This window comes from Mesorhizobium sp. M0751 (assembly GCF_040320265.1).
In the GTDB taxonomy this organism is placed as follows: Bacteria; Pseudomonadota; Alphaproteobacteria; order Rhizobiales; family Rhizobiaceae; genus Mesorhizobium.
Window position 1 is genome coordinate 125,555 of the sequence record NZ_JAMYPH010000015.1, and the last position, 24,706, is coordinate 150,260.

28 protein-coding genes and 3 pseudogenes are annotated in these 24,706 nt (G+C 58.4%); 12 read left to right on the plus strand and 19 right to left on the minus strand.

Annotation, left to right across the window (positions count from 1 at the left end):
• Window positions 1–23: 23 nt before the first annotated feature.
• Together NKI19_RS22315 and NKI19_RS22320 are read right to left on the minus strand one after the other, a co-directional pair.
• Complete coding sequence (locus NKI19_RS22315; RefSeq protein ID WP_352566377.1) at window positions 24–1,037, minus strand: amino acid ABC transporter substrate-binding protein; 1,014 nt, start codon at window positions 1,035–1,037, stop codon at window positions 24–26.
• A 195-nt stretch (window positions 1,038–1,232) separates the two neighbouring features.
• On the minus strand, window positions 1,233–2,195 hold the full coding sequence (locus NKI19_RS22320) for a LysR family transcriptional regulator (protein ID WP_352566375.1): 963 nt from the start codon (window positions 2,193–2,195) through the stop codon (window positions 1,233–1,235).
• A 464-nt stretch (window positions 2,196–2,659) separates the two neighbouring features.
• Between NKI19_RS22320 and NKI19_RS22325 the strand changes: the two are divergent.
• From NKI19_RS22325 to NKI19_RS22335, 3 genes and pseudogenes are all read left to right on the plus strand, one after another.
• Window positions 2,660–2,902: pseudogene (locus tag NKI19_RS22325) on the plus strand (NADP-dependent oxidoreductase); the annotation flags it as partial.
• A gap of 1,016 nt (window positions 2,903–3,918) precedes the next feature.
• Window positions 3,919–4,377, plus strand: a complete 459-nt coding sequence (rnk, locus tag NKI19_RS22330; protein WP_352566373.1) for a nucleoside diphosphate kinase regulator — start codon at window positions 3,919–3,921, stop codon at window positions 4,375–4,377.
• A 161-nt stretch (window positions 4,378–4,538) separates the two neighbouring features.
• Window positions 4,539–5,102, plus strand: a complete 564-nt coding sequence (locus NKI19_RS22335; protein ID WP_352566371.1) for a GreA/GreB family elongation factor — start codon at window positions 4,539–4,541, stop codon at window positions 5,100–5,102.
• Between the two features lie 8 nt (window positions 5,103–5,110).
• On the opposite strand, the gene NKI19_RS22340 is transcribed toward NKI19_RS22335, so the two are convergent.
• From NKI19_RS22340 to NKI19_RS22350, 3 genes and pseudogenes are all read right to left on the minus strand, one after another.
• The gene (locus tag NKI19_RS22340) at window positions 5,111–5,656 is read right to left on the minus strand and encodes a DUF488 domain-containing protein (RefSeq protein ID WP_352566370.1); all 546 of its coding nucleotides are present in this window, start codon (window positions 5,654–5,656) and stop codon (window positions 5,111–5,113) included.
• Between the two features lie 71 nt (window positions 5,657–5,727).
• The gene (locus tag NKI19_RS22345; RefSeq protein WP_352566405.1) at window positions 5,728–6,303 is read right to left on the minus strand and encodes a LysR substrate-binding domain-containing protein; all 576 of its coding nucleotides are present in this window, start codon (window positions 6,301–6,303) and stop codon (window positions 5,728–5,730) included.
• 144 nt (window positions 6,304–6,447) lie between these two features.
• A pseudogene (locus tag NKI19_RS22350) lies at window positions 6,448–6,546 on the minus strand (LysR family transcriptional regulator); the annotation flags it as partial.
• 155 nt (window positions 6,547–6,701) lie between these two features.
• Here NKI19_RS22350 and NKI19_RS22355 point away from each other — a divergent pair.
• The 3 genes and pseudogenes from NKI19_RS22355 to NKI19_RS22365 all read left to right on the plus strand — a co-directional run bounded on the left by NKI19_RS22355 (window position 6,702) and on the right by NKI19_RS22365 (window position 9,734).
• The gene (locus NKI19_RS22355; RefSeq protein ID WP_352566368.1) at window positions 6,702–7,364 is read left to right on the plus strand and encodes a 5-formyltetrahydrofolate cyclo-ligase; all 663 of its coding nucleotides are present in this window, start codon (window positions 6,702–6,704) and stop codon (window positions 7,362–7,364) included.
• A gap of 135 nt (window positions 7,365–7,499) precedes the next feature.
• A pseudogene (gene ctaD, locus NKI19_RS22360) lies at window positions 7,500–9,065 on the plus strand (cytochrome c oxidase subunit I); the annotation flags it as partial.
• Between the two features lie 48 nt (window positions 9,066–9,113).
• Complete coding sequence (locus NKI19_RS22365; protein ID WP_352566365.1) at window positions 9,114–9,734, plus strand: Tim44/TimA family putative adaptor protein; 621 nt, start codon at window positions 9,114–9,116, stop codon at window positions 9,732–9,734.
• Window positions 9,735–10,253: 519 nt separating this feature from the next.
• On the opposite strand, the gene NKI19_RS22370 is transcribed toward NKI19_RS22365, so the two are convergent.
• Window positions 10,254–11,144, minus strand: a complete 891-nt coding sequence (locus NKI19_RS22370; protein WP_352566363.1) for a glucoamylase family protein — start codon at window positions 11,142–11,144, stop codon at window positions 10,254–10,256.
• Window positions 11,145–11,170: 26 nt separating this feature from the next.
• Window positions 11,171–11,593: a hypothetical protein gene (locus tag NKI19_RS22375; protein WP_352566361.1), complete on the minus strand. Its 423-nt coding sequence runs from the start codon at window positions 11,591–11,593 to the stop codon at window positions 11,171–11,173.
• A gap of 18 nt (window positions 11,594–11,611) precedes the next feature.
• On the opposite strand from NKI19_RS22375, the gene NKI19_RS22380 reads away from it, so the two are divergent.
• Window positions 11,612–11,791: a hypothetical protein gene (locus NKI19_RS22380; RefSeq protein WP_352566359.1), complete on the plus strand. Its 180-nt coding sequence runs from the start codon at window positions 11,612–11,614 to the stop codon at window positions 11,789–11,791.
• A gap of 111 nt (window positions 11,792–11,902) precedes the next feature.
• On the opposite strand, the gene NKI19_RS22385 is transcribed toward NKI19_RS22380, so the two are convergent.
• The 9 genes from NKI19_RS22385 to NKI19_RS22425 form a co-directional block, all read right to left on the minus strand.
• Window positions 11,903–12,031, minus strand: a complete 129-nt coding sequence (locus tag NKI19_RS22385; RefSeq protein ID WP_352566357.1) for a hypothetical protein — start codon at window positions 12,029–12,031, stop codon at window positions 11,903–11,905.
• A 375-nt stretch (window positions 12,032–12,406) separates the two neighbouring features.
• On the minus strand, window positions 12,407–12,703 hold the full coding sequence (locus NKI19_RS22390; protein WP_352566356.1) for a hypothetical protein: 297 nt from the start codon (window positions 12,701–12,703) through the stop codon (window positions 12,407–12,409).
• A gap of 76 nt (window positions 12,704–12,779) precedes the next feature.
• The gene (locus NKI19_RS22395) at window positions 12,780–14,315 is read right to left on the minus strand and encodes an FAD-dependent oxidoreductase (protein WP_352566354.1); all 1,536 of its coding nucleotides are present in this window, start codon (window positions 14,313–14,315) and stop codon (window positions 12,780–12,782) included.
• A 239-nt stretch (window positions 14,316–14,554) separates the two neighbouring features.
• Window positions 14,555–15,211, minus strand: coding sequence for a fructose-6-phosphate aldolase (gene fsa, locus NKI19_RS22400; RefSeq protein ID WP_352566352.1), 657 nt, complete (start codon window positions 15,209–15,211; stop codon window positions 14,555–14,557).
• A gap of 136 nt (window positions 15,212–15,347) precedes the next feature.
• The gene (locus NKI19_RS22405) at window positions 15,348–15,719 is read right to left on the minus strand and encodes a DUF488 domain-containing protein (protein ID WP_352566350.1); all 372 of its coding nucleotides are present in this window, start codon (window positions 15,717–15,719) and stop codon (window positions 15,348–15,350) included.
• Window positions 15,716–15,937 (minus strand): hypothetical protein, encoded by a 222-nt coding sequence (locus NKI19_RS22410; RefSeq protein ID WP_352566349.1) that lies wholly within the window; start codon window positions 15,935–15,937, stop codon window positions 15,716–15,718. The genes NKI19_RS22405 and NKI19_RS22410 overlap by 4 nt, the downstream gene beginning before the upstream one ends.
• 38 nt (window positions 15,938–15,975) lie before the next feature.
• Window positions 15,976–16,371, minus strand: a complete 396-nt coding sequence (locus NKI19_RS22415) for a c-type cytochrome (protein WP_352566347.1) — start codon at window positions 16,369–16,371, stop codon at window positions 15,976–15,978.
• Window positions 16,372–16,508: 137 nt separating this feature from the next.
• Entirely contained in the window at window positions 16,509–18,278 is a 1,770-nt protein-coding gene (locus tag NKI19_RS22420) for a GMC family oxidoreductase (protein WP_352566346.1), read from the minus strand.
• 30 nt (window positions 18,279–18,308) lie between these two features.
• Complete coding sequence (locus tag NKI19_RS22425; protein WP_352566344.1) at window positions 18,309–19,070, minus strand: gluconate 2-dehydrogenase subunit 3 family protein; 762 nt, start codon at window positions 19,068–19,070, stop codon at window positions 18,309–18,311.
• A 187-nt stretch (window positions 19,071–19,257) separates the two neighbouring features.
• Here NKI19_RS22425 and NKI19_RS22430 point away from each other — a divergent pair, with 187 nt between their 5' ends.
• Entirely contained in the window at window positions 19,258–20,109 is an 852-nt protein-coding gene (locus tag NKI19_RS22430) for a LysR family transcriptional regulator (RefSeq protein ID WP_352566342.1), read from the plus strand.
• A gap of 17 nt (window positions 20,110–20,126) precedes the next feature.
• Here the strand turns inward: NKI19_RS22430 and NKI19_RS22435 are convergent, their stop codons facing one another.
• The 3 genes from NKI19_RS22435 to NKI19_RS22445 form a co-directional block, all read right to left on the minus strand.
• On the minus strand, window positions 20,127–20,957 hold the full coding sequence (locus NKI19_RS22435; protein WP_352566340.1) for a two-component system sensor histidine kinase NtrB: 831 nt from the start codon (window positions 20,955–20,957) through the stop codon (window positions 20,127–20,129).
• Window positions 20,958–21,054: 97 nt separating this feature from the next.
• Window positions 21,055–21,474 (minus strand): plastocyanin/azurin family copper-binding protein, encoded by a 420-nt coding sequence (locus NKI19_RS22440; protein ID WP_352951238.1) that lies wholly within the window; start codon window positions 21,472–21,474, stop codon window positions 21,055–21,057.
• A gap of 101 nt (window positions 21,475–21,575) precedes the next feature.
• Window positions 21,576–21,989 carry a DUF5602 domain-containing protein gene (locus tag NKI19_RS22445; protein ID WP_352566336.1) on the minus strand — a complete coding sequence of 138 codons (414 nt, stop codon included), beginning with the start codon at window positions 21,987–21,989 and terminating at the stop codon, window positions 21,576–21,578.
• 428 nt (window positions 21,990–22,417) lie between these two features.
• Between NKI19_RS22445 and NKI19_RS22450 the strand changes: the two genes are divergently transcribed.
• From NKI19_RS22450 to NKI19_RS22465, 4 genes are read left to right on the plus strand one after another with little or no spacing between them, the layout of a single operon-like run.
• Entirely contained in the window at window positions 22,418–22,987 is a 570-nt protein-coding gene (locus tag NKI19_RS22450; RefSeq protein WP_352566334.1) for a PTS sugar transporter subunit IIA, read from the plus strand.
• A gap of 56 nt (window positions 22,988–23,043) precedes the next feature.
• Window positions 23,044–23,547 carry a group III truncated hemoglobin gene (locus NKI19_RS22455; RefSeq protein ID WP_352566332.1) on the plus strand — a complete coding sequence of 168 codons (504 nt, stop codon included), beginning with the start codon at window positions 23,044–23,046 and terminating at the stop codon, window positions 23,545–23,547.
• Between the two features lie 51 nt (window positions 23,548–23,598).
• A complete protein-coding gene (locus tag NKI19_RS22460; protein WP_352566330.1) occupies window positions 23,599–24,060 on the plus strand; it encodes an RrF2 family transcriptional regulator in 462 nt (153 codons plus the stop codon).
• Window positions 24,061–24,108: 48 nt separating this feature from the next.
• On the plus strand, window positions 24,109–24,252 hold the full coding sequence (locus tag NKI19_RS22465) for a hypothetical protein (RefSeq protein ID WP_352566328.1): 144 nt from the start codon (window positions 24,109–24,111) through the stop codon (window positions 24,250–24,252).
• Window positions 24,253–24,706 lie beyond the last annotated feature (454 nt).

Below are 24,706 nucleotides of genomic sequence, written 5' to 3' on the forward strand. Positions count from 1 at the left end.
AGCGCCTTGCAACCATGCTTTGCCTAGCGGATCGGCGGAGCGTACTGAACGCCGCCTTTGTTCCAGAGCGCGTTCATGCCACGCTCCATTTTCAGCGGCGAATCCTTGCCGATATTGCGATCAAAGACTTCACCGTAGTTGCCTACCTGTTTGATCACCTGGACCGGCCAGTCGTCGCCGAGCCCGATGTCCTTGCCTATGCTACCGTCCACGCCAAGCAGACGGCGGATGCTGGGATTGTCCGACGACTTCATGGCATCGACGTTCTTGGAGGTGACCCCGTTTTCTTCCGCGGCCATCATGACGTAGAGCGTCCACTTCGCCACATTGAACCACTGGTCGTCACCCTGCCGCACCGCCGGGCCAAGCGGCTCCTTTGAGATCAGCTCGGGAAGAACAATGCTGTCGTCCGGCTTGGCCATGCGAAGCCGCGACGCGTTCAAGGTGGAGGTGTCCGCGGACAAGACGTCGCAACGACCCTCCTCGTAAGCCTTCACGACCGCTTCCTCGTCGGCGAAACCAACCGTCGTATACTTGATCGACTGCGAGCGAAAATAGTCGGCAAGGTTCAACTCGGTCGTGGTGCCCTGGGTGACGCATATCGATGCGCCCTCGAGCCCCTTGGCTGACGTGATGTTGTCCGCCTTGCGCACCATGAATCCCTGACCGTCATAAAAATACGTGCCGGCAAACAGTATGCCGAGGGATGTATCGCGGGAGGAGGTCCAGGTTGCGTTGTGTGCGAGAATGTCGATCTCTCCCGACTGCAAGGCGGTGAAGCGATCTTTTGGCGTCAATGGGATGAACTTGACCTTTTGCGCATCCCCGAGCACGGCAGCGGCCACGGCGCGACAATAGTCGACCACAAATCCGGTCCATTTGCCTTCATTGTCGGGAAGGCTGAAGCCAGCCGTGGCCGAATTTGTGCCACACGTCAGCACGCCATTTTTCTTGACATTGTCGAGGGTTGCGGACCACACCGAGGAGGCGGTGCACGCGATAGCGAGGGCAAGGAGGCCCTTGAACGTGGATCTCATTTCGGTATTCCCCTGTTTTTCTTGAAGAGACTGTGCTCTCAAGCATAAGTATTCGTCAAATTGATTGTTCTCATTACGAAAATGAGCGCTGCTCATAATTTACGAGGCACCCGCTCTCGGGTGAAAAGGGACTTGAGTGGTGATCGGGCCGGTTTGCTTGAGCGGGCTGATCGAATGAGCGACAGTGCGCGCGATCTATTGTGCAGCCAACCCCGGTGCTCCGACGGTTGGCCCTTGATCTCTCTTGGTCCGCGACTCGTTGTAGATGCTAATGATGATTTCCCGGAGCCATTTGGTACCCGGGTCATTCGCCATCTGGCGGTGAACAATGAGCCACGCATTCACATTTGATATCGGAAGGGGCGGCGGGACCAGCGTCACCTCGCTCCTCTCATCCAGCATTTGCAGGATGGCATCGCCGCAATGGGTAATCAGTTCAGTGCCGCGAAGCGCCCAGGGCAGCACCAGATAATTCGGGATGGTCGCAACGACATTGCGCCGTAGACCCATTAGCTTGAGGGCGGCATCAGCAAGACCTTCTGCCAGACCATCTGCGGAAATCTGCAGGTGAGAACTGGCCAAATACGTTTCCAGTGTCATTGCGTTCCTGGCTATCTTGCTTCCACTCCACACCGCGCAAAATAGCTGATCCTGGCCAAGTTCCACCTTCAGGAGACCCGGGTCATCGCGTATCGCGGCTCCCGTCAGCGCACAGTCGACTTGTCTCAAATAGACTGATGAACCGATCTCGGGTCCGTTTGCGGGAATGACGTTCAGCGTCGCGCCAGGAGCTTGCCTCGAAAATACTCGAATGAGCCCAGGGATAAATATCATGGCGTGGTAATCGGTAAGTCCAACGCGAAAGTTGCGTCGCGTCGTTGCCGGATTGAACACCTGATGCCGGTCGATCGACGCGCGGATCGTTGCCAGTGCAGCAGAAATATCTGACAGCAACTCCACCGCCCGTGGGGTTGGCCGCATCTCCCCCCCGTCTCTCGTGAACAATTCGTCCTGCAAGAGATACCGAAGCTTTGATAGGGAATGACTTACAGCGGATTGTGTTCTTCCCAATTCGGTCGCTGCACGCGTTACGCTCCTTTCACGCATCATAACGTCGAATACTCGTAGCAAATTGAGGTCGATATCATCAAAACTCATAAGAACGTCCGCACAGTTTTTCGCATGCTACACTGTTTTCAAGCGGCGGGCGAAAGCCAGATTTGCGCCTGCTGTCGACGGCCGTGACGAGACCCTATCGTAGCTTCACTCTCAACGGCTTCGCTGGCCGTGGCTGTCGTATGGCCAAGCCCGCGCAGACGGCTTGCTCTCCCCTTTTTGCTCTCCGGCGAATTCTATTCGCCGACGGGCAGATCTGCATGACTTTGCCTATATATCATATCATCAAGCCAGTTGCTTCCCTTGCCGGCATCTGCCTGCCTTGATCAAACTGTTCGTGGCGCAGAGGTAAGCCGCCGGGGCGAGTGTCCGCTTTTGGGATTTTCGCACATCATCGCAACGACCGACATTAGGCGCGAAGCGGGCATTCGCCGTCCAAGAGACAAAAGTTTCTTTCGGTGAACCCATGACATCGACAAGCAGCACGGATTGGCCCCTCTCCTGCGGTTCGAGCCGGAGGAACACTGGTGACCGTCGTCGGGCCGCCCGACGCGCCGCCCGCCAATGGCCTGGCGGTCGACTTCGTTGTCGAGTCCGATCGTGCTCAACTGAGTGAAATCGTCCAGCGCGTGCGGGACGGACGGCTGCGGACGAACATCGGCAACATCTCGACCCTCGACGATGCCGTTTCCGCGTTCAAAACGACCGAGCGACGCTCGGGGAAGACGATCATCAGCGTTCGTCCGTGAGCGACACGCGCCTGTCAATGCGCCCGGCCGGCCGCCGCTGTCCAGATAGGCCGGCTGCGTCCTGTACGCAACGCCGGATCAAAGCACTCTCCTCTGCAAAGCTGGGCGCTCGTTGGCGATGCCGGCTATAACAAGGAGGCAAACACTGCGCAGGGTATCAGCGATGCCTTCCGGGATGCTGAGCTCTGCGCAAAAGCACTTGGCCTGGCTTTCAAGGGTGACAGCAGTTTCGAGGCGGCTATGGCGGACTATCAGCGACAGCGCGACCAACACTCGCTGCCGATGTATGAGTTCACCTGCCAACTCGCAACGAGGAGCCGCCAATGGAGATGCAGCAACTCTTCGGGGCGATCGCTGGCAACCGGCAAGCCGAGGACAACTTCGCGCGCATGAACGCGGGCACGATCTCGCCAGCCGCGTTCTTCGCACGCGAAATGTAGCCCGGATCATGGGCTCAGCCGAATTTCTGGTGTCGTCTTGAGCGTTGAGGTTCGTGGGCAGCGGTTTAGGCCGCGCTCTGGGCTGGAGCGACCTCACCGAGGAGGAGCAGCGGCGCTCAAACGCACGAACCGTGGACCTGCCAGGCGCTGTCGAAAGTATTGGCCGAACGCCTTATCTCCTCGGGCTTGCCGAAGAGAGACCGAGCGGGACAGGCAGAAACTCTCGAAGAGAGCTGGTGATAAACACCTTGCTTGGCGCTCGCGTTGACTAGCTCGCGACTTTAATACCCGCCGAGGCGGCTTCCTTGACTTCCCGGATCTGTTCACCAACTATCATGATATGAATGCCGCCGTTAAAATCCGTCACGACTTTCTTTTCCGGGTTTGCCCCATCGCGGGATCGTAACCCCCGGCTCGGCTGGCATGTGCCCCCGAGCCGAGGGGCAACACTTAAAAAATCGACATGGAAGTCCGCGGGCCGCCGATCGACTCGGCTCGGCTGTGAGCAGGACATTCTTGAATTGGCCGCTCGCATCATCTTTCGCGGCGGCGTCCCAACGAGATACGAGTATTCAAATGCAAGACAAGAAGACCCGGCGTAGGCCGAACATCCGCATCTCGCAGTCGGACCATGCGCGTCTGTCGGCGCTCGCGGGCGCCGTCGCCGCACGAAATCCGGAGGCTTCCGATGAACTGCTCGCCGAACTGGAACGGGCTCGTATCGTCCCCGACGGTTGGATTCCCACAGGTACCGTCCAGATGGGCTCGACAGTGACGTTCAAGCCAGACACCGGCGACGCGAAAACGGTCACGCTGGTTTTTCCTGGCGATGCGGATATCACCGAAGGCAAGGTTTCAATCCTCACGCCGATCGGCACGGCCCTGATCGGCCTCTCGGCCGGACAGTCGATCATGTGGACTGCGCGAGACGGGCGGCGGCACGAACTCTCGGTGCTAGCGGTGAAACAACCGGCTCCGGAAGGCGTGACCGAACAGCGCCCGCCAGCGCCTTCGACTATCGAGGCGAGCGTCTAGACATGGGCATTTCCGTGCGTCTCCTCAATCACGCGGGCAGCTTGATCGCGGGAGTCTGACCCCTGTGCCGGCCTATTATGGTCCGGCACAGGGGGAAGTTTTCCCACCCGATCAATTGCTTAACGCCGGATTCCGCCCCGCGGACCGGCTGGAGACGCGCCATGCCCACTACCGACAGCTGTCAACTGACCACCAAGGACTACGCAATTCTTGAAGTAATGCGGGAACGCCATCCGAGCCGCGGCGAAATCCTCTCGGCTATCCTTGACCGGAAGATTTCGAGCGCCGTTGTAATGTTTCGGGATGATGTTCCGGCAACCGTCGTGACGCTCAGCAGCCGCGTGGCTTATCGGGTAAACGACGGCCCTGCCGAAACCCGCATCGTCGCACATGACGAGATGCGCGGTCTGGTTGGAATGCTTTTGCCTATCACCAATCCGCGCGGTCTGGCGCTGCTTGGCTTGGCCGAAGGTGAGTCGATGTCCATTCCAACTGCGGACGGCGGCCTTGAAACGCTGAGTGTGCATGAAGTGGTCTATCAGCCGGAAACCGCAAGGCGCGAGAGATTGAAGCTGGCGGGAGCTGCCGCGCCGGGCTCGTCGCGATCGGCCGGGCCGGTTCTGCGCGTCGTTCATCGTTCCGATGAGATGCAGGACCAAGCGGCGGACAAAAACATCGCGGCCTTCGACACCGGGTTCGACGACCCAGGTCCGTCGGCGGCCTGAGAGCTCGACTATCCCGAAGGATGTGAAGACGGGTAGACAAGCGTTCCGTCGGCCCTTGCCTTCGCGGCGTCGGTGAGTTTCGCCGGCTCGATCTTATCCTTGCCCATTAAATGAAAGACAGCCTCGCCGCGGCTAAGGAGATAATCGGCGACGATTCTTCTGTGACAGCGCCACCAGAGCGTTTCCGAGCACATGATGGCGCTTCGCCGCTGCCTGCCGAGGGACAGAAGCCGATTCAGGCCGTCAAGAAACTCCGCCGACAGCGCGTGGTCGGCGTAATTGTGAAAACTCTGGTTGATCCAGAATGCGTTGAGCACAGGTGGAACGTCGTGCGCCTTGCCGCGCAGGCCGCCAAGCTCGGCAATGTATTCATATCCGATCCCGAACGCTGCCAGCGCTTCGGGAAGCACCTCGCTGTTGAACTGCGGGTTCGCCCGCGAGCGTCTGACAGTCCTGATGTCGATAACCAGGGTGATCTCTGCGATCCGTAGCAGGGCGACGAATTCGGCGATCGACCGCGTCGAGTGACCGATGGTGTGGAATGGATAAGGCATGTACGGTCAACCCATGGCAACGGATTTCTTTCCGGCTTGATGACCGATGATTTGGAACTGAAACAACGCTGTCATTTCACCACCTGCTTCAGACCACGTAACGCCTCCTGCACGTCGGCACGCACCTCGCTTGCTTCCGGATAGACTGCATAGGCTGGATAGGTGAATTCCGGGGCGCCTTCCACCACCTCCAGCTGTCCCGCCTCGATATGGGGAGCTGCGGCGCCCCTGCGGAAATAACCCATTCCGCCGGCGCGCAGGATGTAGCTCAGCCCGAGCGGACCAAGGCCGACCATCAATCCTGGCTCGCCGAAGGCTGAGGAGCTGGCATCATGCTGGGCCGCAAACAGCGGTCCCCAATCGACATAGACATAATCGTTGGACCCGACCGTTCCCCGGTCTCTGTCCGTGGTCCGAACCAGGACGAGTTGCTCCTCGACGAGAAGCTCTACCTTGAAACTCGGCAGCAGCTTCGGCGCATAGAGCACGGCAATGTCCAGAACGCCGGTCCTCAGCTGCTCGAGGAGTTGGTCCGGAACGCCGACCTGGGCCTGGATGGCGATTTCCGGCCTGGCGTTCTTCATCCAGACCAGCCAGTCGAGCAGCAGCGGATTCCACAGACTGAGCTCTCCGCCCAAGGCAATCACGCTTGTCCGTCCCGATGGGATGGCGAGCTGATGGCGCGCACGTTCCCAGATTTGTACGAATGATTGGGCGAACCGCTCGAATTCCCGGCCCGCCGGAGTCAGCTGCGCGCCATTGCGGTTGCGGATAAAGAGCTGACGGCCGAGTTCTTCTTCCAGAGTGCGTATCCGCGCGCTGACAGTTGTCTGCGTGACGTGGAGCCGGTCGGCGGCTTTCAGAAAGCTGCCGGAATGGACGATTTCCAAAAAAGTTCGAGCGCGGTCGATATCCCTTCTGGCTCCAGTCAGTGCAATAATTTTGCATCAATACAGCATTTAATTCCGTTTGCCTTCCTGTTTTACGCAGCGCAACGTCCAGAAGGTCAAGATGATTTTCCGCCGCAGAGTTGATGGAGCGCACAATGTCTGATCAGGACGATGTTCTCTTGGAAACGCGAGAGTACGCCTCCCCGCCGTGCTTCATGCACGAACTCGTTCCCGGATATGGCACCGGGCCGATTGTGCAAGACGTATGGACGGATGTCTTTCGATGGCGCAAGGCGGAGCGCAAGCGCTTGATCGATGAGCGTCTTGCCGTCGACGCCGAGGAACGCGTGGCGAGGTCTAGACGTATCGCCTCCGCGCTCGACCGGGCTGTCGGCCGGGTCAGCGGGCGCGTCGTCAGCGGCTACTGGCCTTTTCGCGGCGAGCCGGACCTTCGCAACTGGGCGATACGGGTGATCGAGCGCGGCGGGCGGATCGCGCTGCCGGTCGTCATCAAAAAAGGTTGGCCTCTGGAGTTTCGGATCTGGGGACCAGGAGACCCGCTCGAACGCGGCATCTGGAACATTCTTGTTCCGTCAAATGGGCCATCGGTCCAGCCGGATGTCGTCATCGCGCCGGTTGTCGGTTTCGACCAGGCTAACTACCGCCTGGGCTATGGCGGGGGCTTTTTTGACCGGACCCTGGCGGCCGTGCCGAAGCGGCCTCTCGTCGTCGGCGTCGGTTACGCCGGCAGCAGGATCCAGACCATCTATCCGCAGCCACACGACATTCCGATGGATGTGATCGTCACCGATGAATGAATGAGTGCAGGCGAGACCTGATCCTCCTGTGACGGCGGATCGCCGACGGCCGGGTCCATCTTTGAGTCCGCCGCGCCTCCAGTGAAGAGCAGGAAGCAAATCATGTCCAATCCAGCCACCACGGCCTTGGATGATCATAAGCCACGGTTTGTCGTCAGGTGGCTGTTCTCCACCAACCACAAGGATATCGGGACGCTTTACCTGCTGTTCTCGATCATGGCCGGAGTCTTCGGTACAGCGCTTTCCGTGTTGATCCGCATGGAGTTGCAGGAGCCGGGCCTGCAGATATTTGGCGATCCGGGGGTCTACAACGTCGTCGTCAGTGCCCACGGGCTGGTCATGATCTTTTTCGTCCTAATGCCGGCACTGATTGGTGGCTTCGGCAACTGGATGGTACCGATCATGATTGGCGCCCCCGACATGGCCTTTCCGCGCTTGAACAACATCTCGTTCTGGCTGCTGGTGATGTCATTTACCCTCTTCATCACCTCAATGTTCGTTCCAGGAGCGCCCGGCACGCTTGGCCATGGCGGCGGCTGGACGCTCTACCCGCCCTTGTCGACTAATGGCCAGCCAGGCCCCGCGGTCGACCTCGTGATTCTGTCAATCCACCTGTCGGGTGCCTCTTCGATCCTTGGCGCTATCAACTTCATCACCACCATCTTCAATATGCGCGCGCCTGGCATGACGATGCACAAGATGCCTCTGTTCGCCTGGTCGATGCTGGTTACTGCCTTCATGCTGCTGATGTCGCTGCCGGTACTCGCCGGCGCCATCACCATGCTTTTGACCGATCGCAATTTCGGGACAACCTTCTTCGCGCCCGCCGGCGGCGGTGATCCAGTCCTTTACCAGCATCTGTTCTGGTTCTTCGGCCATCCCGAAGTCTACATCATGATTCTACCCGGCTTCGGCATCATCAGCCATGTCATCTCGACCTTCGCCAGGAAGCCGATCTTCGGCTATCTCGGCATGGCCTATGCGATGGTGGCGATCGCCGCGATCGGCTTCGTCGTGTGGGCGCATCATATGTATACGACCGGCCTGTCCGTGGACACCCAGCGTTACTTCGCCTTCGCCTCGATGGTCATCGCCGTTCCAACCGGCGTGAAGGTGTTTTCCTGGCTGGCGACTATGTGGGGAGGATCGATAGACTTCAAGACACCGATGCAGTGGGCTCTCGGTTTCGTCCTGCTGTTCACCATCGGCGGCGTCACCGGCATCATGGTTGCAAACCCCGGTATCGACCGCGTGTATCACGATACCTATTTTGTGGTCGCCCACTTTCATTATGTGCTGTCTTTGGGCGCGGTCTTCGCCATCTTCGCCGGCTTCTATTACTGGTTCCCGAAGATGACCGGCTATATGTACAACGAAACGATGGGCAAGCTGCATTTCTGGGTGATGTTCATTGGCGTCAACCTGGTCTTTTTCCCGCAGCATTTTCTCGGCATGGCCGGCATGCCGCGACGCTATGCCGACTACCCCGACGCTTTCGCCGGCTGGAATTTCGTCTCGTCGATCGGGTCCTACATTTCAACGGCCGGACTTGTCGTCTTCTTCATCACGGTAGTGGAAGCCTTCAGCCGCAAACGCCAGGCTGGCGCCAACCCATGGGGCGAAGGGGCGGCCACCCTCGAATGGCTGCTGCCGTCGCCGCCACCCTTCCACCAATGGGAAAAGCTGCCGCGCATTCTCTAACACTCGCCTCCAGCTCAATCGGGGTCTGTTATTGTTGGGGAGACTGTCATGAACGAGACCACAGATCCAAACAACCAGATCTTGCTCGTGGCAATTGTCGCGTTTTATTGGGCATTGCTGGCAGGCTGGGACCAGCTGCTGCCGCGCTCGGATGACGACAAGACCAAGCGGGGCGATGCGGTGACTGAGCAACGAAGCGGCGTTGCCGATTACACTTCATCGGCGGGCCAGCCCTTGGATGTGATCCGCGACATCGATCCGAATTTTGACCTCGCCGCGTTTCTGATCGGCGCGAAAACGGCCTATGAAGTTATCCTGCGGGCCTATGCAGATGGCGACATCCAAACGCTGAAACGCCTTGTCGGGCCGGAAGTGCTTGAGACCTTCGAACGAGCTATTGCCGGGCGCCGGGATCGGGAAGAGACGCTGCAGCTGACCCTCATCGGCGTGAGTGAAGCAAAAGTCATCGAGGCTCTCGAGGAGAATGGGACCGCAGAGATCGGCGTTCGTTTCGTTTCCGAGGTGGTCAGTGTCACCCTTTCAGCCAACGACTGGGTCGTGGCTGGCGATCCCACGCTGATTGTTGAGGTGATCGATACGTGGACGTTCGCCCACGAAACACGGTCAACGAAGTGCGACTGGGTTTTGATCGCCACCGAGGGCGACTAACAGGTATGTGCTCTCCGAGAAGCCTGCCTCCCCGTGTCACCGTTGAAGGCAGTCAACCCGGAGCGTTGGGTGGCCTGAGCGGATTTGTCAGTTTTTGACAACACCCACCGACTATTTGCCTGTCGCGATCAATTGGACATGACACGGCTTCAGTCGACCATTTTCAAGCAGCGATCTGCGTAGCACGGCCTGGAAATAAATTACCAGATCGTATCCTTATGTGATATGGTCGAATCTTGGCTGAGAGAAATTAATAGAAACAAAGGAGGCCGCGATGAGAGAGTATTTTTCATTTCAGCTATTCATGAGAATGTCGACTGCGTTATTTATTGGCGGCGCTATCTATTCCATCGTTGTCGGGAATACATGATAGCGCTTGGAGCCCGCGCTTAGACTTTCTCGAGACCAAGTCGCTGACATTTCCCGATCCTGAGCAGTAGCTAGGACGCGGCGGGACGCGCTTCGCGAACTGCTCCGACCTGCCAGCAGATCACTCAGGGACAAAACCACCCTGCGGCGCTAGGTGCAACCCAGTGGAACCATACCCGCGGCAGCTCGTGGCCCCTGAGCAGACGTTGATGTGTCGAGGTGCTGGCTGGTGAAGCCCAGCCTCGCCAAGCCCCTGCGCACTTCCGGCGCGCCCATGAACAGTCTCCACAACAGCCCTGTACGATGGTTCTCGATCATCGCGATGATTGGCCCCTGATTGATGGCCAGATAGGTTCGGGAGTACCAGTTGCGGCTTTCGCAAAACGCGTCGACAAAGCCGAAGCGGCCCCATATGCGGTTTCGAGGCTTGGTCAGGAAACCGCGCAGTGCGCGCATCGCTTCCCCCGGAGCATAAGGGAAACTCGACAGGGCAGCGGACGGGGTGATTACGCCAAAGTCCCTGTCAGGTGCACTTGCGACGTATCCTCGCGGCCCATGGCTCGCGGTCAGACCCCAGCAGTCAGGGCCGTATCCCAGATGGCTATGGGGATTGCGGACGCAATGCCGATAATTGATCTGCGTATGACGGAGGTTCTGTTGCCAGTAGTCGGCGTATCGGTCGCTCAGGCCTCGTGGATCGAGCCCGCAGAAGGAATATTGCGAGAAGAAGAGCGGACCACCAGAATCCATTCCCAATGGCAGGACGATCCCGCAATGATCGCGCCCGTTTCGAAAGTCGGATCCACCAGCAAAGCCTTCGTGATAGATGCCCGGATCAATGGGGTGGCGAGTTGATCCCGCCGCCAGCACGAAGGTGAGCATGCATTCGTTCCAACCCCTGATCGGGCTGTCCATCGCCCAGCCGTGGTTCGGGCTCCAGTGCCACATCAGTTGCCGGGCCCCGCGTGCGAACCAATTCCACTCGGCCTGTGACAACAGCGCGTTCACGCTATGGCGAAGGCGTGCCTCCTCGGTTGCCATCCCGGCGAAATACTCGCGGGCGCAGATCAGACCTTGAACAGGAAAGTGGTTTCGACCAGATCAGCGCCGTCATCCTTGCGACGGAATGGAATTGTCGCACCGGTACGGCCATTGATGAAATGCGGGAACACGCCATGGTAGCGCGGCGAGCTTTCCAGGAAATCCAGCATTCGCTGCAATCGGCATAATGCGGCCGTGCTATCGATCCAACCGCGTTCAACAGCAACGATGATTGCCATGATGCCGAAGCCAGAGCCGCCAATGGCTGCGAGATCGTTGGCCGGAGCACCGGTGGTCTTCTGGCGATCTCGGGCAAGACCACTGACGGGATGTGCGCCTTCCCAGAAGTACCGGGCCGTTTGCCGTTGCACGATATCCAGCAGCGCTTCATCGTCGAGCTCGCGAACGTTTGCCGGGAAGTCGGGTGCTTGGAGCGTGCTGGGAATCATCGAGCCGGTGTTCCTGAAATGGGCATACAGACCGCCGGTCAATATGTCGTACCGGCTTTGCGGCATATTGAAAAGTTTTTAGAGTTTCTCCGCCGGGCCGCTGGCGCCAAAGCCCGTTATACCGATGAAAGTGCCAGCGGCGCCTTCTTGTCGAGCATGGCTTTGGCGGTCATCAGATCGTCACTTCGCTTTTATTAGTCCGCAGCCTAAATATACCAGCACCGAGCACAGCCCAAGTCACTGCAAACGCGCCAATGACGTTGCCGATCTTCTCGGGCAGTCCGCAAGGGCTAGCTGCTTCGTGGGCCACTACATCTCAATCAGGACGTAGGCGACACCAAAGACAATGCTCATTAGAACACCAAACCATGCCCACCCCTTCAATGCGGCGCGCACGTCCTCAGGCTCAGCGCCTTTCTGGTTATCGTAGTCGTCCATAATCAGATCCCAGGTTTGTCGATCGTTACTTGGTACAAAATCAATAGAGGATGAGCAACCCCAACCCTGCACGCTAAGCGTTCGCGGGATTCGCGCTCCTATCTTTCCTCGGAGAACGGCAACGGCCCTTTACATCGCATCTTATAATTTGACGCGGTCAGGGCAAAACCACACTTGCATACGCGCAAGCTAGAGAAGCTCGAGAATTTCTCTCACAAGGTCCGTCTGGTCTGTTGACGATGCCGCAATATCTATCCAGCCTGAGACGTCCTTGCCTCCGGCTCGGCTAGACGCCGGAGGCCTGCTCTGCATTGTCGAAAACTCATGATTGTAGCAGGAGTCCGCCGGCCGGTACGATCGCAAGGGTTCCTTCTCCTACTCGAACATGATCCGAGCGGCACCTCTTTTGGCGAGCAACATTCTCCGAGCTTCCTGGATCCGCTGAGCCTGTTGTTTGGTATATGGACCCATCGGCCGGGTCTTTTCATCGCCGCGACGAACACGGCAATACCAGCGGCCGCTGTCCGAGAAGATTTCAACCAGGGTCGGTGCATCGTTAGCCGCCTGCTTGGCGACCTCGTCGACGAATTTCACGATCTTCGAATAACGCTGGACGGGCGCACCCGTATCCAAGCCACTGGTGACACCTAGTTCCTGCTGCTCTGTGGACATAGTCGAACTCCTTTCAGTCACAACCACATTCCGCTTCGCCATTCTGACTCTGACTTCCGCTTTTCGGAAGCCGAAGCTAGCTTGCCATTTGGCGCTCCATTTCCACCTCGGCCTCCAGACTTTCAACGTCGCGAAAGATTGAGGCGACAGCCAGCGTGCGCCCTTCTCGTTTGAAGCGGAGCAGGCAATCTTTTGCGGCAATGTCACCGTCCACCGCGATCTCCTCCCATCGCTCGGCGTGGCCGACATAGTTGATGGGAACATCGTAGTGCTGGCTCCAGAAGAATGGCACGGCCTCGAATTTCTCACGATGGCCGAGCATGTTGAGCGCGGCTGCTTGCCCCTGCCTCTCTGCAACCACCCAATGCTCGACCCGAATGTTCTCGCCACTGTGAGGATCTGGCCACCGCGCAATGTCGCCGGCGGCGAATATGTCTGGTGCGCTCGTCTCCAGAAAGGCGTTCACGAGAACCCCGCGGTCAAGGATGAGCCCGGCCTTTTCCGCGAGGCCGATCCGCGGTCGCACGCCTATGCCGGCGACGACGAAGTCGGCTGCTAACGTGCCACCGCTGCTGAGCTTCACCTTATTGCCGTCGATGCTGCTCGCCGTGTCCTGAAGGTGGAAAACAACGCCGTTCTGCTCATGGATGGTGCGGATGGAGTCGCCCATTTGCGGACCTAGGACCCGCTCCATGGGCCGCTTATCCGGCGCCACGACATGAACTTCGATCTTGCGCGAGCGCAGGGCCGCAGCTACTTCCAGCCCAATGAAACTGGCACCAATCACGACAGCGATATGCGCCGTGGTGGCTCGCTCAATGATCGCCTTGCAATCTGCGAACGAGCGCAGAGCGTGAACATGCGGCTGGTCTGCCCCGGGTATGGTCAAGCGAATCGGTTCGGCCCCGGTCGCAAGAAGCAGCTTGTCGTAAGGAGTCGAGGTCCCGTCCGCGAGCACAACCTCGCGAGAACGTACGTCGATCCGAGCGACATTCGCATTAAGACGCAGGTCGATATTATTCTTTGCGTAGAAGCTTTCGCCACGCAACGGAATCCAGTCCTGCGGTGCCTTGCCGGCGAGGTAGTCCTTGGAAAGGTTGGGGCGATCAACCGGCGGTGCTTCATCATTGCTGAGCATGGCGATACTGCCTTGATAGTGTTCGCGCCGCAATTTTTCGACCGCCGCGAAACCGGCTGCGCCGCCGCCGACGATGACGATCTTCTCCGGAACGGGGCCGGAGCCTCCATCGCGCGGCTTGGGTGCGGTCCGTTTGCGCTTTTCGCCCACGAATATCCGATCATCGCGTTGTTCCACCGACCAGCACGCGAGTGGCCTGAAGGCAGGCGTTCGCAAGGCTTCGCCTGTACGCAAATCAAAGCACGCGTGATGCCACGGACACCGGACCGTGTCTTCCACCACAAGACCGTCGACGAGCGGCCCGCCGTAATGTGTGCAAGTCGCCCCGACGGCGAAGATCTCGGCCCCGCGGCGCACCAGCAGCACCTGCTCATTGCCGCAATGGCCGACCAGCTTTCCACCGTCGGGAAGATCGGCGAACGCGATGCCCTGGACCAGGTCTGGCCCGATCACTTCGGTAGGGTGCACAGCCATTTTCTTCTCCTTGGCGATTTCGACAAAATCGCATCCAGGGGAGCGGCGACAGGCACATCAGCCTCTCAGCGCACAAAGCCAGCGCGTCTTCGAATTCTCGATTTCGGTTTCGCCCGACTAGAGCGAAACTCGCGCCCCACGGCTCAATTTCCCGCCATTCCCGGCATCATGCAAACGAATTTAATCGGCAATTGAGTGCAAGTTTTATGATAGCTCTCTGCAACCCCTCGCCCGGGCAATTACAGGATCGTTTGCCCCGCCTTCTCCCAGTCGGCAAGAAAGGACTCGAGGCCCTTGTCGGTGAGCGGGTGTTTGGCGAGGTTTCTGAGTACTGCGGGCGGTACGGTTGCGATATCGGCGCCCGCCATTGCCGCCAGTTTGACATGCAGAGGCGTGCGAATAGAGGACGCCAGGATTTCCGTCGTGAACGCTTGATCGTTGTCATAGATCGTGCGGATTTCTCGGATCACCTCCATGCCATCCAGACCGAGATCGTCAAGTCTGCCGACGAATGGTGAAATGAAGGTCGCGCCTGCCTTTGCCGCGAGCAGTGCCTGGTTGGCCGAAAAGCACAGGGTGACATTGACCTTGTGTCCGAGCTGACTGAGCGCCCGGCAAGCCCTGAATCCATCCCAGGTGGACGGCACCTTGACAGCCACATTGGTCGCAATGCCGGCCAAGCGCTGTCCCTCGGCGACCATACCGTCAAAGTCGATGGCCGTGACTTCCGCTGAAACCGGGCCCTCGATCGTCTGGCCAATCTCCTGGATCACATCTCTGATCGGTCGGCCAGTCTTTGCGATAAGGGACGGGTTTGTGGTTACCCCGTCGAGAATTCCAGCGGCAGCAAGCTCTCGAATTTCAGATATATCGGCGGTATCGACAAAGAATTTCATTGTCTTTCTCCTCAACTGAGCCCGCCCATCGATGATTGGATGAATTTTCCTTGGTTTGGTTCCGGGAGACGGGTTTGTTGTCGCTGTCGAGACCGCACGCCTACGTCTTTGGCAACGGAGGAGCGATGCGGCGTCTTCATCGCTGTCTCAGCAAAAGCTCTCTAAGGACGACGGCATCGTTGTGGGTCTCGTCATGAGCCGAGTAGACGAGTGTGACGGTGCCCTCCCGTATCATCTCGCGCAGCCGGTCAAGCTCACCGCGATGCTCCTGGATTTCCGCCGCATACCGCCGGCGGAATTCCGACCAGCGGGCTGGATCGTGTCCGAACCATTTCCGAAGCTCGGTGCTTGGCGCGAGGTCCTTCACCCAATGGTCGATGGCCGCTTCGGTCTTCTTGACCCCACGCGGCCAAAGCCGGTCAATCAATACGCGCTTGCCATCGCCGGCAGCAGGCCTCTCATATGCCCTCTTCAATCTTACTCTCTCGTTGAAGATTTCTTCGCTCATCGAGATCCTGTCCCGTCCATGTCTGTGTCGTTGACGGCATCGAGAAGGCTGGCGAATTTGCTCCTCAGGATTTCTTCGTCGACCGCATCCGACACGAATACGAAGATGTCGCCGCGATATCGCTCGATCCAGTGATGGCCGGCGCCGCGGCTACGCAGGTAGCTGCCGATCTGTTGGATCGTGGAATCCCCCAGACCCTTGTGCAGGAGAAATTTCATCAAGGTTGCACTTTGCCCAGGGACAGCTTCCCGTCTGGTCAGGGGCCGACCTTCTGGCCCCGAGCGTTGAACTGTTTCAGATAGGCGATGACGTCGGCGATCTCCTGGTCCTTGCTGAGACCGGCAAACGCCATCTTTGTGCCGGGCACCAGTTTGCGCGGCGCCCTGAGATAGGTCGTTAGCGTCGGTTCATCCCAGGTCAGACCCGAATTCTTGTTCGCCGAGGAATAGCTGTAATCGGGATACTCACCGGCCGTTCGGCCGACGACGCCATTCAAGACCGGGCCCACTCCGTTCTTTGCCTCAAGGCCGACCTTGTGGCAGGCCATGCATCTCTTGAAGACGACGGCGCCGGCTTCGGCATTGCCGGAAGATGTGTCCTGCGCATGGGCCGAGCCGACTGCAGTGAGAATCGCGGTTGCCAATCCAGGCATGGTCCATTTCATGTTTGCTGCTTTCAACGAGCACGGGTTGGTTCTGGCCGAACTGGCCGGGGCAATATGGTACGAAACATCCCTGGAGTCCCGGATCCGGACCCAAACCGCCGGATCCGCATCCGATTGATGTCGCCTCAGGAGGGAACAAGTGGGCCGGGACTCTTCAGATACTGGTTCTTGATCGCATCCACCGCCCAGTAGGCAAGAGCGCCTACGGGTCCGGTCGGGTTCTTCCCCGCGTTCTGGGGAAACACGCAAGCGCCGGTGACGAACACGTTCGGGACATCCCAGACCTGAAGGTATTTGTTCAGAACACTGGTGCTCGGGTCGGCTCCGAAGACTGCCCCGCCTGTGTTGTGTGTGCTCTGGTAAGGCACGATCGAATAAGGCACCGGGGGAATGCTCCGATCGACCTTGGTCGCACCCATCTCCTTGGCGATCGTCACGCAGATGTCGGCCTGAGCGTTCATCTGCTTTACCTCGTTGTCCTGGAAATCGAACGTCATCCTCATCAGCGGACGTCCGAAAACGTCGGTGTAGGTCGGATCGAGGCTCAAATAGTTCTGCCGGTACGCCATTACCGCGCCTTGGTTGCCAATGCTGGCCGCGTGGTCATAATTGTCGACCACTGCCTCCTTCCAGTCGGAGCCCCAGCGCGGCGTGCCCCGCGGCGTGGGATGCGACTGGATCGGCCTGGCGCCCGAGTTGCTGCAGCTGATGCCGCCGCCACCGATGTAGCCGGCCTTCTCGAAATCGTAGTTGTCGCCGTTGAAATCATCCATGCAGGTGCCGAGCGCGCCGGCCCCCATGAAGCGATTCAGGATGGTTTTTTTGTCGAAGAAGGCGGTAGCCCCGCCACCGCACTGATAGGCATAGTTGCGGCCGACCACGCCCTTGCCCGTTGCCGGATCATAAGGCACGCCAATGCCCGATTGCAGCAGCAGGTTGACGTTGCCGAGCGCATAGGCCGACAGGATGATGAGGTCGGCAGGCTGTTCGAACTCCCGCCCTCGTGCGTCGAGATAGGTGACGCTGACTGCCTTCTTGCGGGTCGAGTCGAGATTGACCTTCAGCACGATCGAGTTGGTGCGCAACTCGAAATTGGGGTTCTCCAGCGCCAGTGGAATGACGGTGAAATGCGGGCTCGCCTTGGCATTCGCCTCGCAGCCGAAGCGCTCGCAGAAGCCACAATAGTGACACTGGCCGAAGGCCACGCCATCGGGATTGACATAGTCCCGCGACGCGTTTGAGGAAGGATTGGGGAAAGGGTGATAGCCAAGATTGCGGGCCGCTTTCTCGAACATCACCATGCTTTGCGCCGCAATCATAGGCGGATTGGGGTACTCGTGCTTGCGCGATCCCTCGAAGATGTTGCCCCCGTCGATCTTCCGGCCGTTGATATTGCCGGCCTTGCCGGAGGTGCCGCAGGTCTTTTCGAACTTGTCGTAATAGGGCTCGAGATCGTCATAGGTGATCGGCCAGTCCTGCAGCTGCATATCTGAAGAGATGATCTTTTCGCCGTATTTTTCGATCGTGCGGGCGCGCGCCTGATGATCCCATTCGAGCCAGCGCCAGGTGACGCCGTTCCAGTGCACGCCGGCGCCGCCAACGCCCTGGCCGGGCAGGAACGAGCCGAGCTGGCGCATCGGCAGCGCCGTTTGCGCTTCACTGTTGCGGAAGGTGATGGTTTCCCGCCGCACGTTCTGCATGAGGTCGTGTCGAGCGGCGTAGCGCAGTTCGTCATGGATCTGCGGGTCGATGAAGTCCGGATTGGTGTCACGCGGGCCTCCCCTTTCTAGAGAGACGATTTTCAGCTTGGTCGATGCAAGCTCCTTGGCAATGATGCCGCCCGTCCAGCCAAGACCGACAATCAGGACATCGACTGCGTTGAGTTTGGTAGCCATGCTACAGTCTCCTTCGTCTTCTTTCGTCGATTAAACGAGATCCTGAATTCCCTTAGGTTCAGCCGCATAGCCCTTGTTCCGAAATGGTTCTATCTTGTCCATGTACATGGCGTCGGCGCCTGGGAAACCGATCATCTTCCAGGCCGCCCTGTCCTTGTTTCCCCCATACATCGGGTCAGCGAAGTAACCCTCGATCGTGAGCTGGAGCAGAAGCCCGAAGAAGGTTTCGGTTGGCACTGTTGGAAGCTCGACGTTCTTGCCCTCGAGTTGGCTCATCACCGCGACTCGATCTTTTGCCGAAAGGATCTCGAAAGCGCTCTTGTGGTTTTTCTGCACGTAGGCGCTGACGTCGGCGATGCCGGCCCGGATCAGTTCCGATGGCGTCATCGGCAATTGATAACCTTGCTCGCGCGTACCTTCCCCAAATGGCCCTTCCAGATACAGCCGGTCGCCCTTGCCGTACCCGCCGGCCATCTGTCTATCGATGTAGATCGCAACGCCGAGTTCCTTGGCGCCGGGGCCGGTTGAATCGCTCGGAATCAGTGTGTCGACCGCGGCCTCGATGAAGGCGGACTCGTCGACATTGAAGAATTCATAAGCCGAGCCGCCTGCATCGGATTTCGAGGCGTCGCTTGTGTGATGATGCGGCTGTCCGGTCGCCGCGGCCATCATTTCGGTCGCCGATGCGGACCCACCCAGCGGCAGGGTACTCGCCGCCGCTCCTGCCGCACCGAAGAGCTTCAGAAAGTCGCGACGCCCCACGTCTTCTTGGTTCTTGTCTTTCGTCGACATGATTTCTCCTGTGACGCTGCTGGCAAAACGATGGGTGAGGATGGAGAGAGCTTGCGCCCGCTCCAACCGGCGCTGGGCAGCATCCAGCGCTAGGCTTGGTGGAACTCTTCGAGCGTAATACTCACACTAACTATGTGGCAAACGAAATTGATTGACATTTAAACGCAAATTTTATGCTATATCCGTGATGGACATCGAACTCGCCCGCACCTTTATCGAGATCGTATCGACCGGCAGTTTCATTCGGGCCTCCGAGCGCTTGAATGTTGCGCAGACGACGGTAAGCGCACGAATCCGCAACCTCGAGCAGCAACTGGGCCGGGCCCTTTTTGTCCGCCACAAAGGCGGAGCTTCGCTGACCCCGGCCGGCGAGCAATTTCTGCGCCACGCCCCCATGTTCGTCCAACTATGGCAACGTACACTTCACCAGGTTGCCGTGCCGCCGGGACGCCGGGCTGTTCTGACGGTGGGCAGCGAAGTCAGCCTTGCGCAACCTCTGCTGCTTGATTGGGTCCGATGGATGCGCGGCTCGCTTCAGGATATTGCGCTTCGAGTGCACGTTGATGTGCCGCAGGATTTGATCAATCAGGTCGCGTCGGGAATGGTCGACTTAGCCATCATGTACGCGCCCCCGCACAGACCGGGTTTGAAGATCGATCTGCTTCTGGAAGAAAAACTTGTTCTCGTGACTACGAATTCCGAAGCACGCCTCCTGGACGAATCCGACTATGTTTACATGGATTGGGGGCCGGATTTTGGGCTTCACCACGGGATGAATTTCCCAAGCGCTGCGCCGGATCTTTCTTTCGATCTCGGTCCGCTCGCACTGAACTATGTTCTAGCAACCGGCGGTTCCGGATATTTCAGGATGAGTTCTGTGCAGCCTCACATAGAAGCCGGCCGGCTGCATCTTGTGCCTGAGATGCCGCAGTTCTCCTATCCGGTCTATGCGGTGCAATCCGCAAGTGCGGACGAGAGCGTAGTTGGTCCAGCGCTGACGGGATTGCATTCCGTCGCAAGCGGCGACATCAAATTGTGAGAGTTCTAGTTGGGCGTCTAAATGTCCGACGGGACTGACGGGAACAGAAGGTCGACCGTCGTTCCAATGCCTGGTTCACTCTTTATCCGGATCCGACCACCAACCATCTGGGTCAGTGCCTGCACCTGTGGCATCCCTATCCCGGTACCCTTCTCACCCTTCGTCGTGAAGAATGGATCAAACACCTTCCGCAAGACTTCAGGAGCCATACCGCAACCGTGGTCTTTGACGCGAACGCATGCGTAGGTTCCAGGACCGGGCGGGTCAGGTGTCGCGGTTGTCTGCACCAATCGCTCGGTGATGACGCGGATCTCCCCGCCACTTGGCATCGCATCTCGTGCGTTCATGACGAGATTAAGCACTGTGCTGTCGAAAAGTGCGTGATCGATCAAACAGTCTGGGACACCGGAACCAAGCTCCAGCCTGACGCGGACATCGGCTCCCGCGCCATACCTCAGGAAAGGCTCGAAAGACGTGAGGAACTCATTCAAATTGCCAGCGTGGATATCGAGTTCTTGATGCTTCGCGAAGGTCAATAGCTGTGACGTTAGCTCGATCCCTCGATCGATTCCTTCCCGCGCTGCCGCAATGTAGGCACGAACCCTTTCGGGCTCGTCGGCTCTTCGCTCAGCGAGCCCGAGCCCGGATTCTATTACTGCCAAGAGGTTTCTGAAGTCATGGGCAATACCGCCAGTCATCTCGCCCAAGGCGGCAAGCCGGTGCGTTGCACGCCCGCGTTGCTCGGCAGCAGTTCGGGCATCGAGAGGCGCGTCCGGCACTTGGGTGCGCGCGTCGCGTCCGGCCTGAGATGATGGTTGAGTTTCACACGGAAACACGCAGCCTGTCATGAAAGTCCCCTCACTCACGACACCAAAGGAGCTCTCGCCCCGTTTGGCATCTTCGGTCGCTTTTGTTGCGGAGGGCCGCGCCTTTCATGCGCATGATCTAAACGCGCCGGACGACCCTTTTCGTCATGATGTCTTCGACAGTCGGGAATGCCTTTAGGGCCTCCTCCGGTAGGTCGCCATTTGCTCCGACCATTTCAGCCCAGCCATGTGCCTCTGGTTCGCCGACGATAACACGGCCGACCATTCCAGCATGCTCATGCGGGATACAGTAATAGTCGTAGACCCCCCGCTCGGTGAAGGTAACCGAAAAGCTTTCCTTGGGCAGGAGGTAGTCGGAATCCCACGATTTTGCCGTCTTGGGCATGCGAAGCGGTCGCCCGAAGTTTGCCGGATTGTAAGCCGTCGTCGTGTGCGAATTGCCAGGATTGAGGTTGGTCCATCGGACCGTCTGCCCTGGCTTGATCAGAATGCCGATCGGGTCGAACCAGACTTGCGAACCGTCGTCGCGCCCTTGCATCCCGATTTGGATCGCCTCGCCGGCCCATACTGCCACACAAGAGAGCGAGCGGGGGGCGCCAGGGCCCCCCCCCGCGCTTAGTATCTCACGACGCGTGAGTGTCATTTGGCGACCTGGGCCTCGTCAGCGGCCGAGACATGCCACAGCACGACGTGGACATGCGGCTCTTCGACTCCCGGATGGCCGGCATTGTAGTAGACGTCGACATGGTCGACATTGCCTCCGGGTGAAGCGAGATCGTCAAAACGCTTGTCTGGATTGAGGTCCTTGGTCGGCAGCATATAAATCGTGCTGACAAGCTTGCCGTCGTGGTCATAGGCAAGGAATGGTCCGGCCGGCAATGTCGTCGGATCGACGAAGAGTTGGCCCATGCCCGGCAGAAAGTCGGGCAGCTTCACAAGCTTGCTGACCTGCTGGTAAGGCGCGGCTGGCGGAGATTTGGTAACCTCACCCGCCGCCATGGCGCAAAGCGAACTCCCCGTCGTCAGGGCAACTGCGAGGACGAGTTTCTTCATCACGGATCTCCTTGTTGAAATAAAGCCGCGCTGGCCGAAGATCTGGAAGGCTGTTTGACAAAGCGATTTCCATTTTCGACACGACCTGTTCGCGTCCGCCCAGCAAGCAGCAGACTGTTTCGCTCGTCAAACGAAATTAACTGGCATTTCAATGCATTATTTCTGCTGCTCGGGTGCGCACTGTTTGCTTGATTTCAAAAAAACCTTCACTACCTCTGAATTGCCATGAATATTTTCAGCCTCGATTTCCGGCGGGAGCCGAAGCGCTTAAAAACGGGCCTTTAGCCCGGACGCGAGAAGGCCCTGGCTTCGCGTCCGGGGGTAGCCAGGATTTCCACTTATCCCACGGTGCATTCTGCCTGCCTAAGCAGTGCGGCTGCACTCCCATTTTGCGATTCCGGTTGGGATCGACATTGAGGTTGACCCCGATGATCTGCCCCATCTTGTCAGAAGAAGACATTTCCCTTGATCTTGTGACAAAGGGAAAGCAATCAGCCCTGTCAAAAATTGCGATCAGGATTGCGCGAAGGACCGGGCTGGACGAGCAGATGGTTCTTCGTGGCCTTTTCGACCGCGAGTATCGCGGCTCGACGGGCTTAGGTCGTGGGGTCGCGATCCCTCACGCTCTACTTGGCACAATCTCTTCGCCTGCCGCGTCTTTGACACGTCTGGCCAAGCCCATCGATTTCGACGGCCCCGACGACGATCCTGTTGATCTCATTTACACGGTACTCTGGCCGCGCTCTGCCACTTCCGCCTTCCTCCCTGCCCTTTCGCAAATTTGTCGTCTCCTCCAGGCATCTCAGGTTCGGGAGCGACTCCGATCGGCACGCTCATCCGATGAGGCGTTGGCCTTTCTCGAAAATGGGTCACATCGGAGAATTTCCGCCAATTTGCCTACTGCCCGGGTCGGGGCTAGCGTGATGATGTCCACGCAGTTCAGCAATGCCCAGGTCGGACAGGCCTACCTTTGGTCCGAACCCTCCGTCGGAGAATAACATAGATTGACAATCTATCTTTTATAGAGGATGCCTCAAGGAGCGAACCCAACGGCTTGAACCGGCTTGCATGGGAGAAAAAGCAGGAGCTGCAGATGAGCGAGGATGGTCGAAGCACGAGAACGATCGTAGTCGATGGCGTTCCGCTGCCGGACCTGCTCGACGAGACAATGATCCGCGGCGTGGTGCATGGTTTTTATGATGAAATTCGTCGCGATGACCTTCTCGGCCCCATTTTCCACGATCAGATCGAGCCGGACCGATGGCCACAACATCTTGCGAAGATGTGCGACTTCTGGTCTGCGACGTTACTTCGAACGTCCCGATATGAAGGCCGGCCACTGCCACCACATCTGGCCATAGCCGGCCTCGGCTCAGCGCATTTCCGTCGCTGGCTGCAGTTGTTTCGCACAACGGTGCGCCGCATCTGCCCGCCCGAGGTGGCAGCGCTTTTTATGGAGCGCGCGCTGCGCATCGCTCACAGTTTCCGTCTCGCGATCGCCTTCAATCGCGGCGAGACCACGATCGGCATCGAACCCATCGTTGAGAAGGACCTGTGATGATTGGTTTGTGAGGGTTTCCACAAACGCGCAGCGATCAAGGAGATATCCATGCGGCTTACAGCTTTCTCGGACTATGCATTGCGGCTGCTGATGTACACGGCCTCTGCCGGTGGCCGGGTCATAACGATCGAGGAAGCTGCGCGTAGCTTTACCGTGTCGAAGACGCATCTCAACAAGGTCGCCAACACGCTGACCCGCAGCGGTTATCTGAAGGCGATCCGTGGCCGTTCCGGTGGTCTCGTTCTGGGGCGCCGGCCCGAGTTGATCCGGATCGGCGATGTCGTGCGATTGACCGAGCCGGATTTCGCACTGGTTGAGTGTTTCTCCACCGCAAACCAGTGCGTATTGACCGGCTCTTGCAAGCTTTCAAGCATGTTTGGCGAAGCGATAGCATCCTTCCAGAACACTCTTGACCGCTATACGCTGGCCGACATCACGCTGATGCCGAAAGACTTCATTGGCAGCCCAATACTATCGGTGCGCACAGGGGTGGCACGCAACGGGGCGTAATATTACGTGGTTTAGAGGCTTGCTGCTTTACTCGGATGGAGATGAGTCATGGCCGAATCAAAGAAGAACGACAAGCCGCTAACGAAGGAGATTGATTCTGGTATCGACCCTGACAACAGTCTGATGCCAATGCTTATCGGTGGGCTTGTCCTGATAGTCCTCGGCGCGATCCTCGTTATGATGTTTGTCTAGTTTCGCAACGACGGCGTGTGGCGCTGTCGAAAACGTTTATTCCTGCAGGCTAAGTGCCCACATGCGTGTTTTGTGGAACGATCAAGGGCCGACACTCTCGTGATAGTTCTCGCCAGCGGTAGAGCGGTAAGGAATCCCTGGCGCTATCGAATGTTCCTCATGCCAACTTGAGCTTCGACGCACCGCGAGCAGCGGAACGAGGCCGCCCGTCGGTCGAAACCCCTGAGCAGCAGCAGGGCCGTATGGGCTTGCTGCATTTAGCCCCCGAAATGCCAAGCTTGAAAGGTAGAGAAATTTCGGCTTCTGTCGCTCCTTAGGGGCTACAATGAAGCGTTCTTTACTTGCGATGCTAGTGGGACTTACGATCTTTACTGCTGACGCCCGAGCAGCAGTGGATCCCAGGTGCAAGGCAGAACGGAGCGCCCTGATTAATGCAACCTGTTGTGGTCGGCAA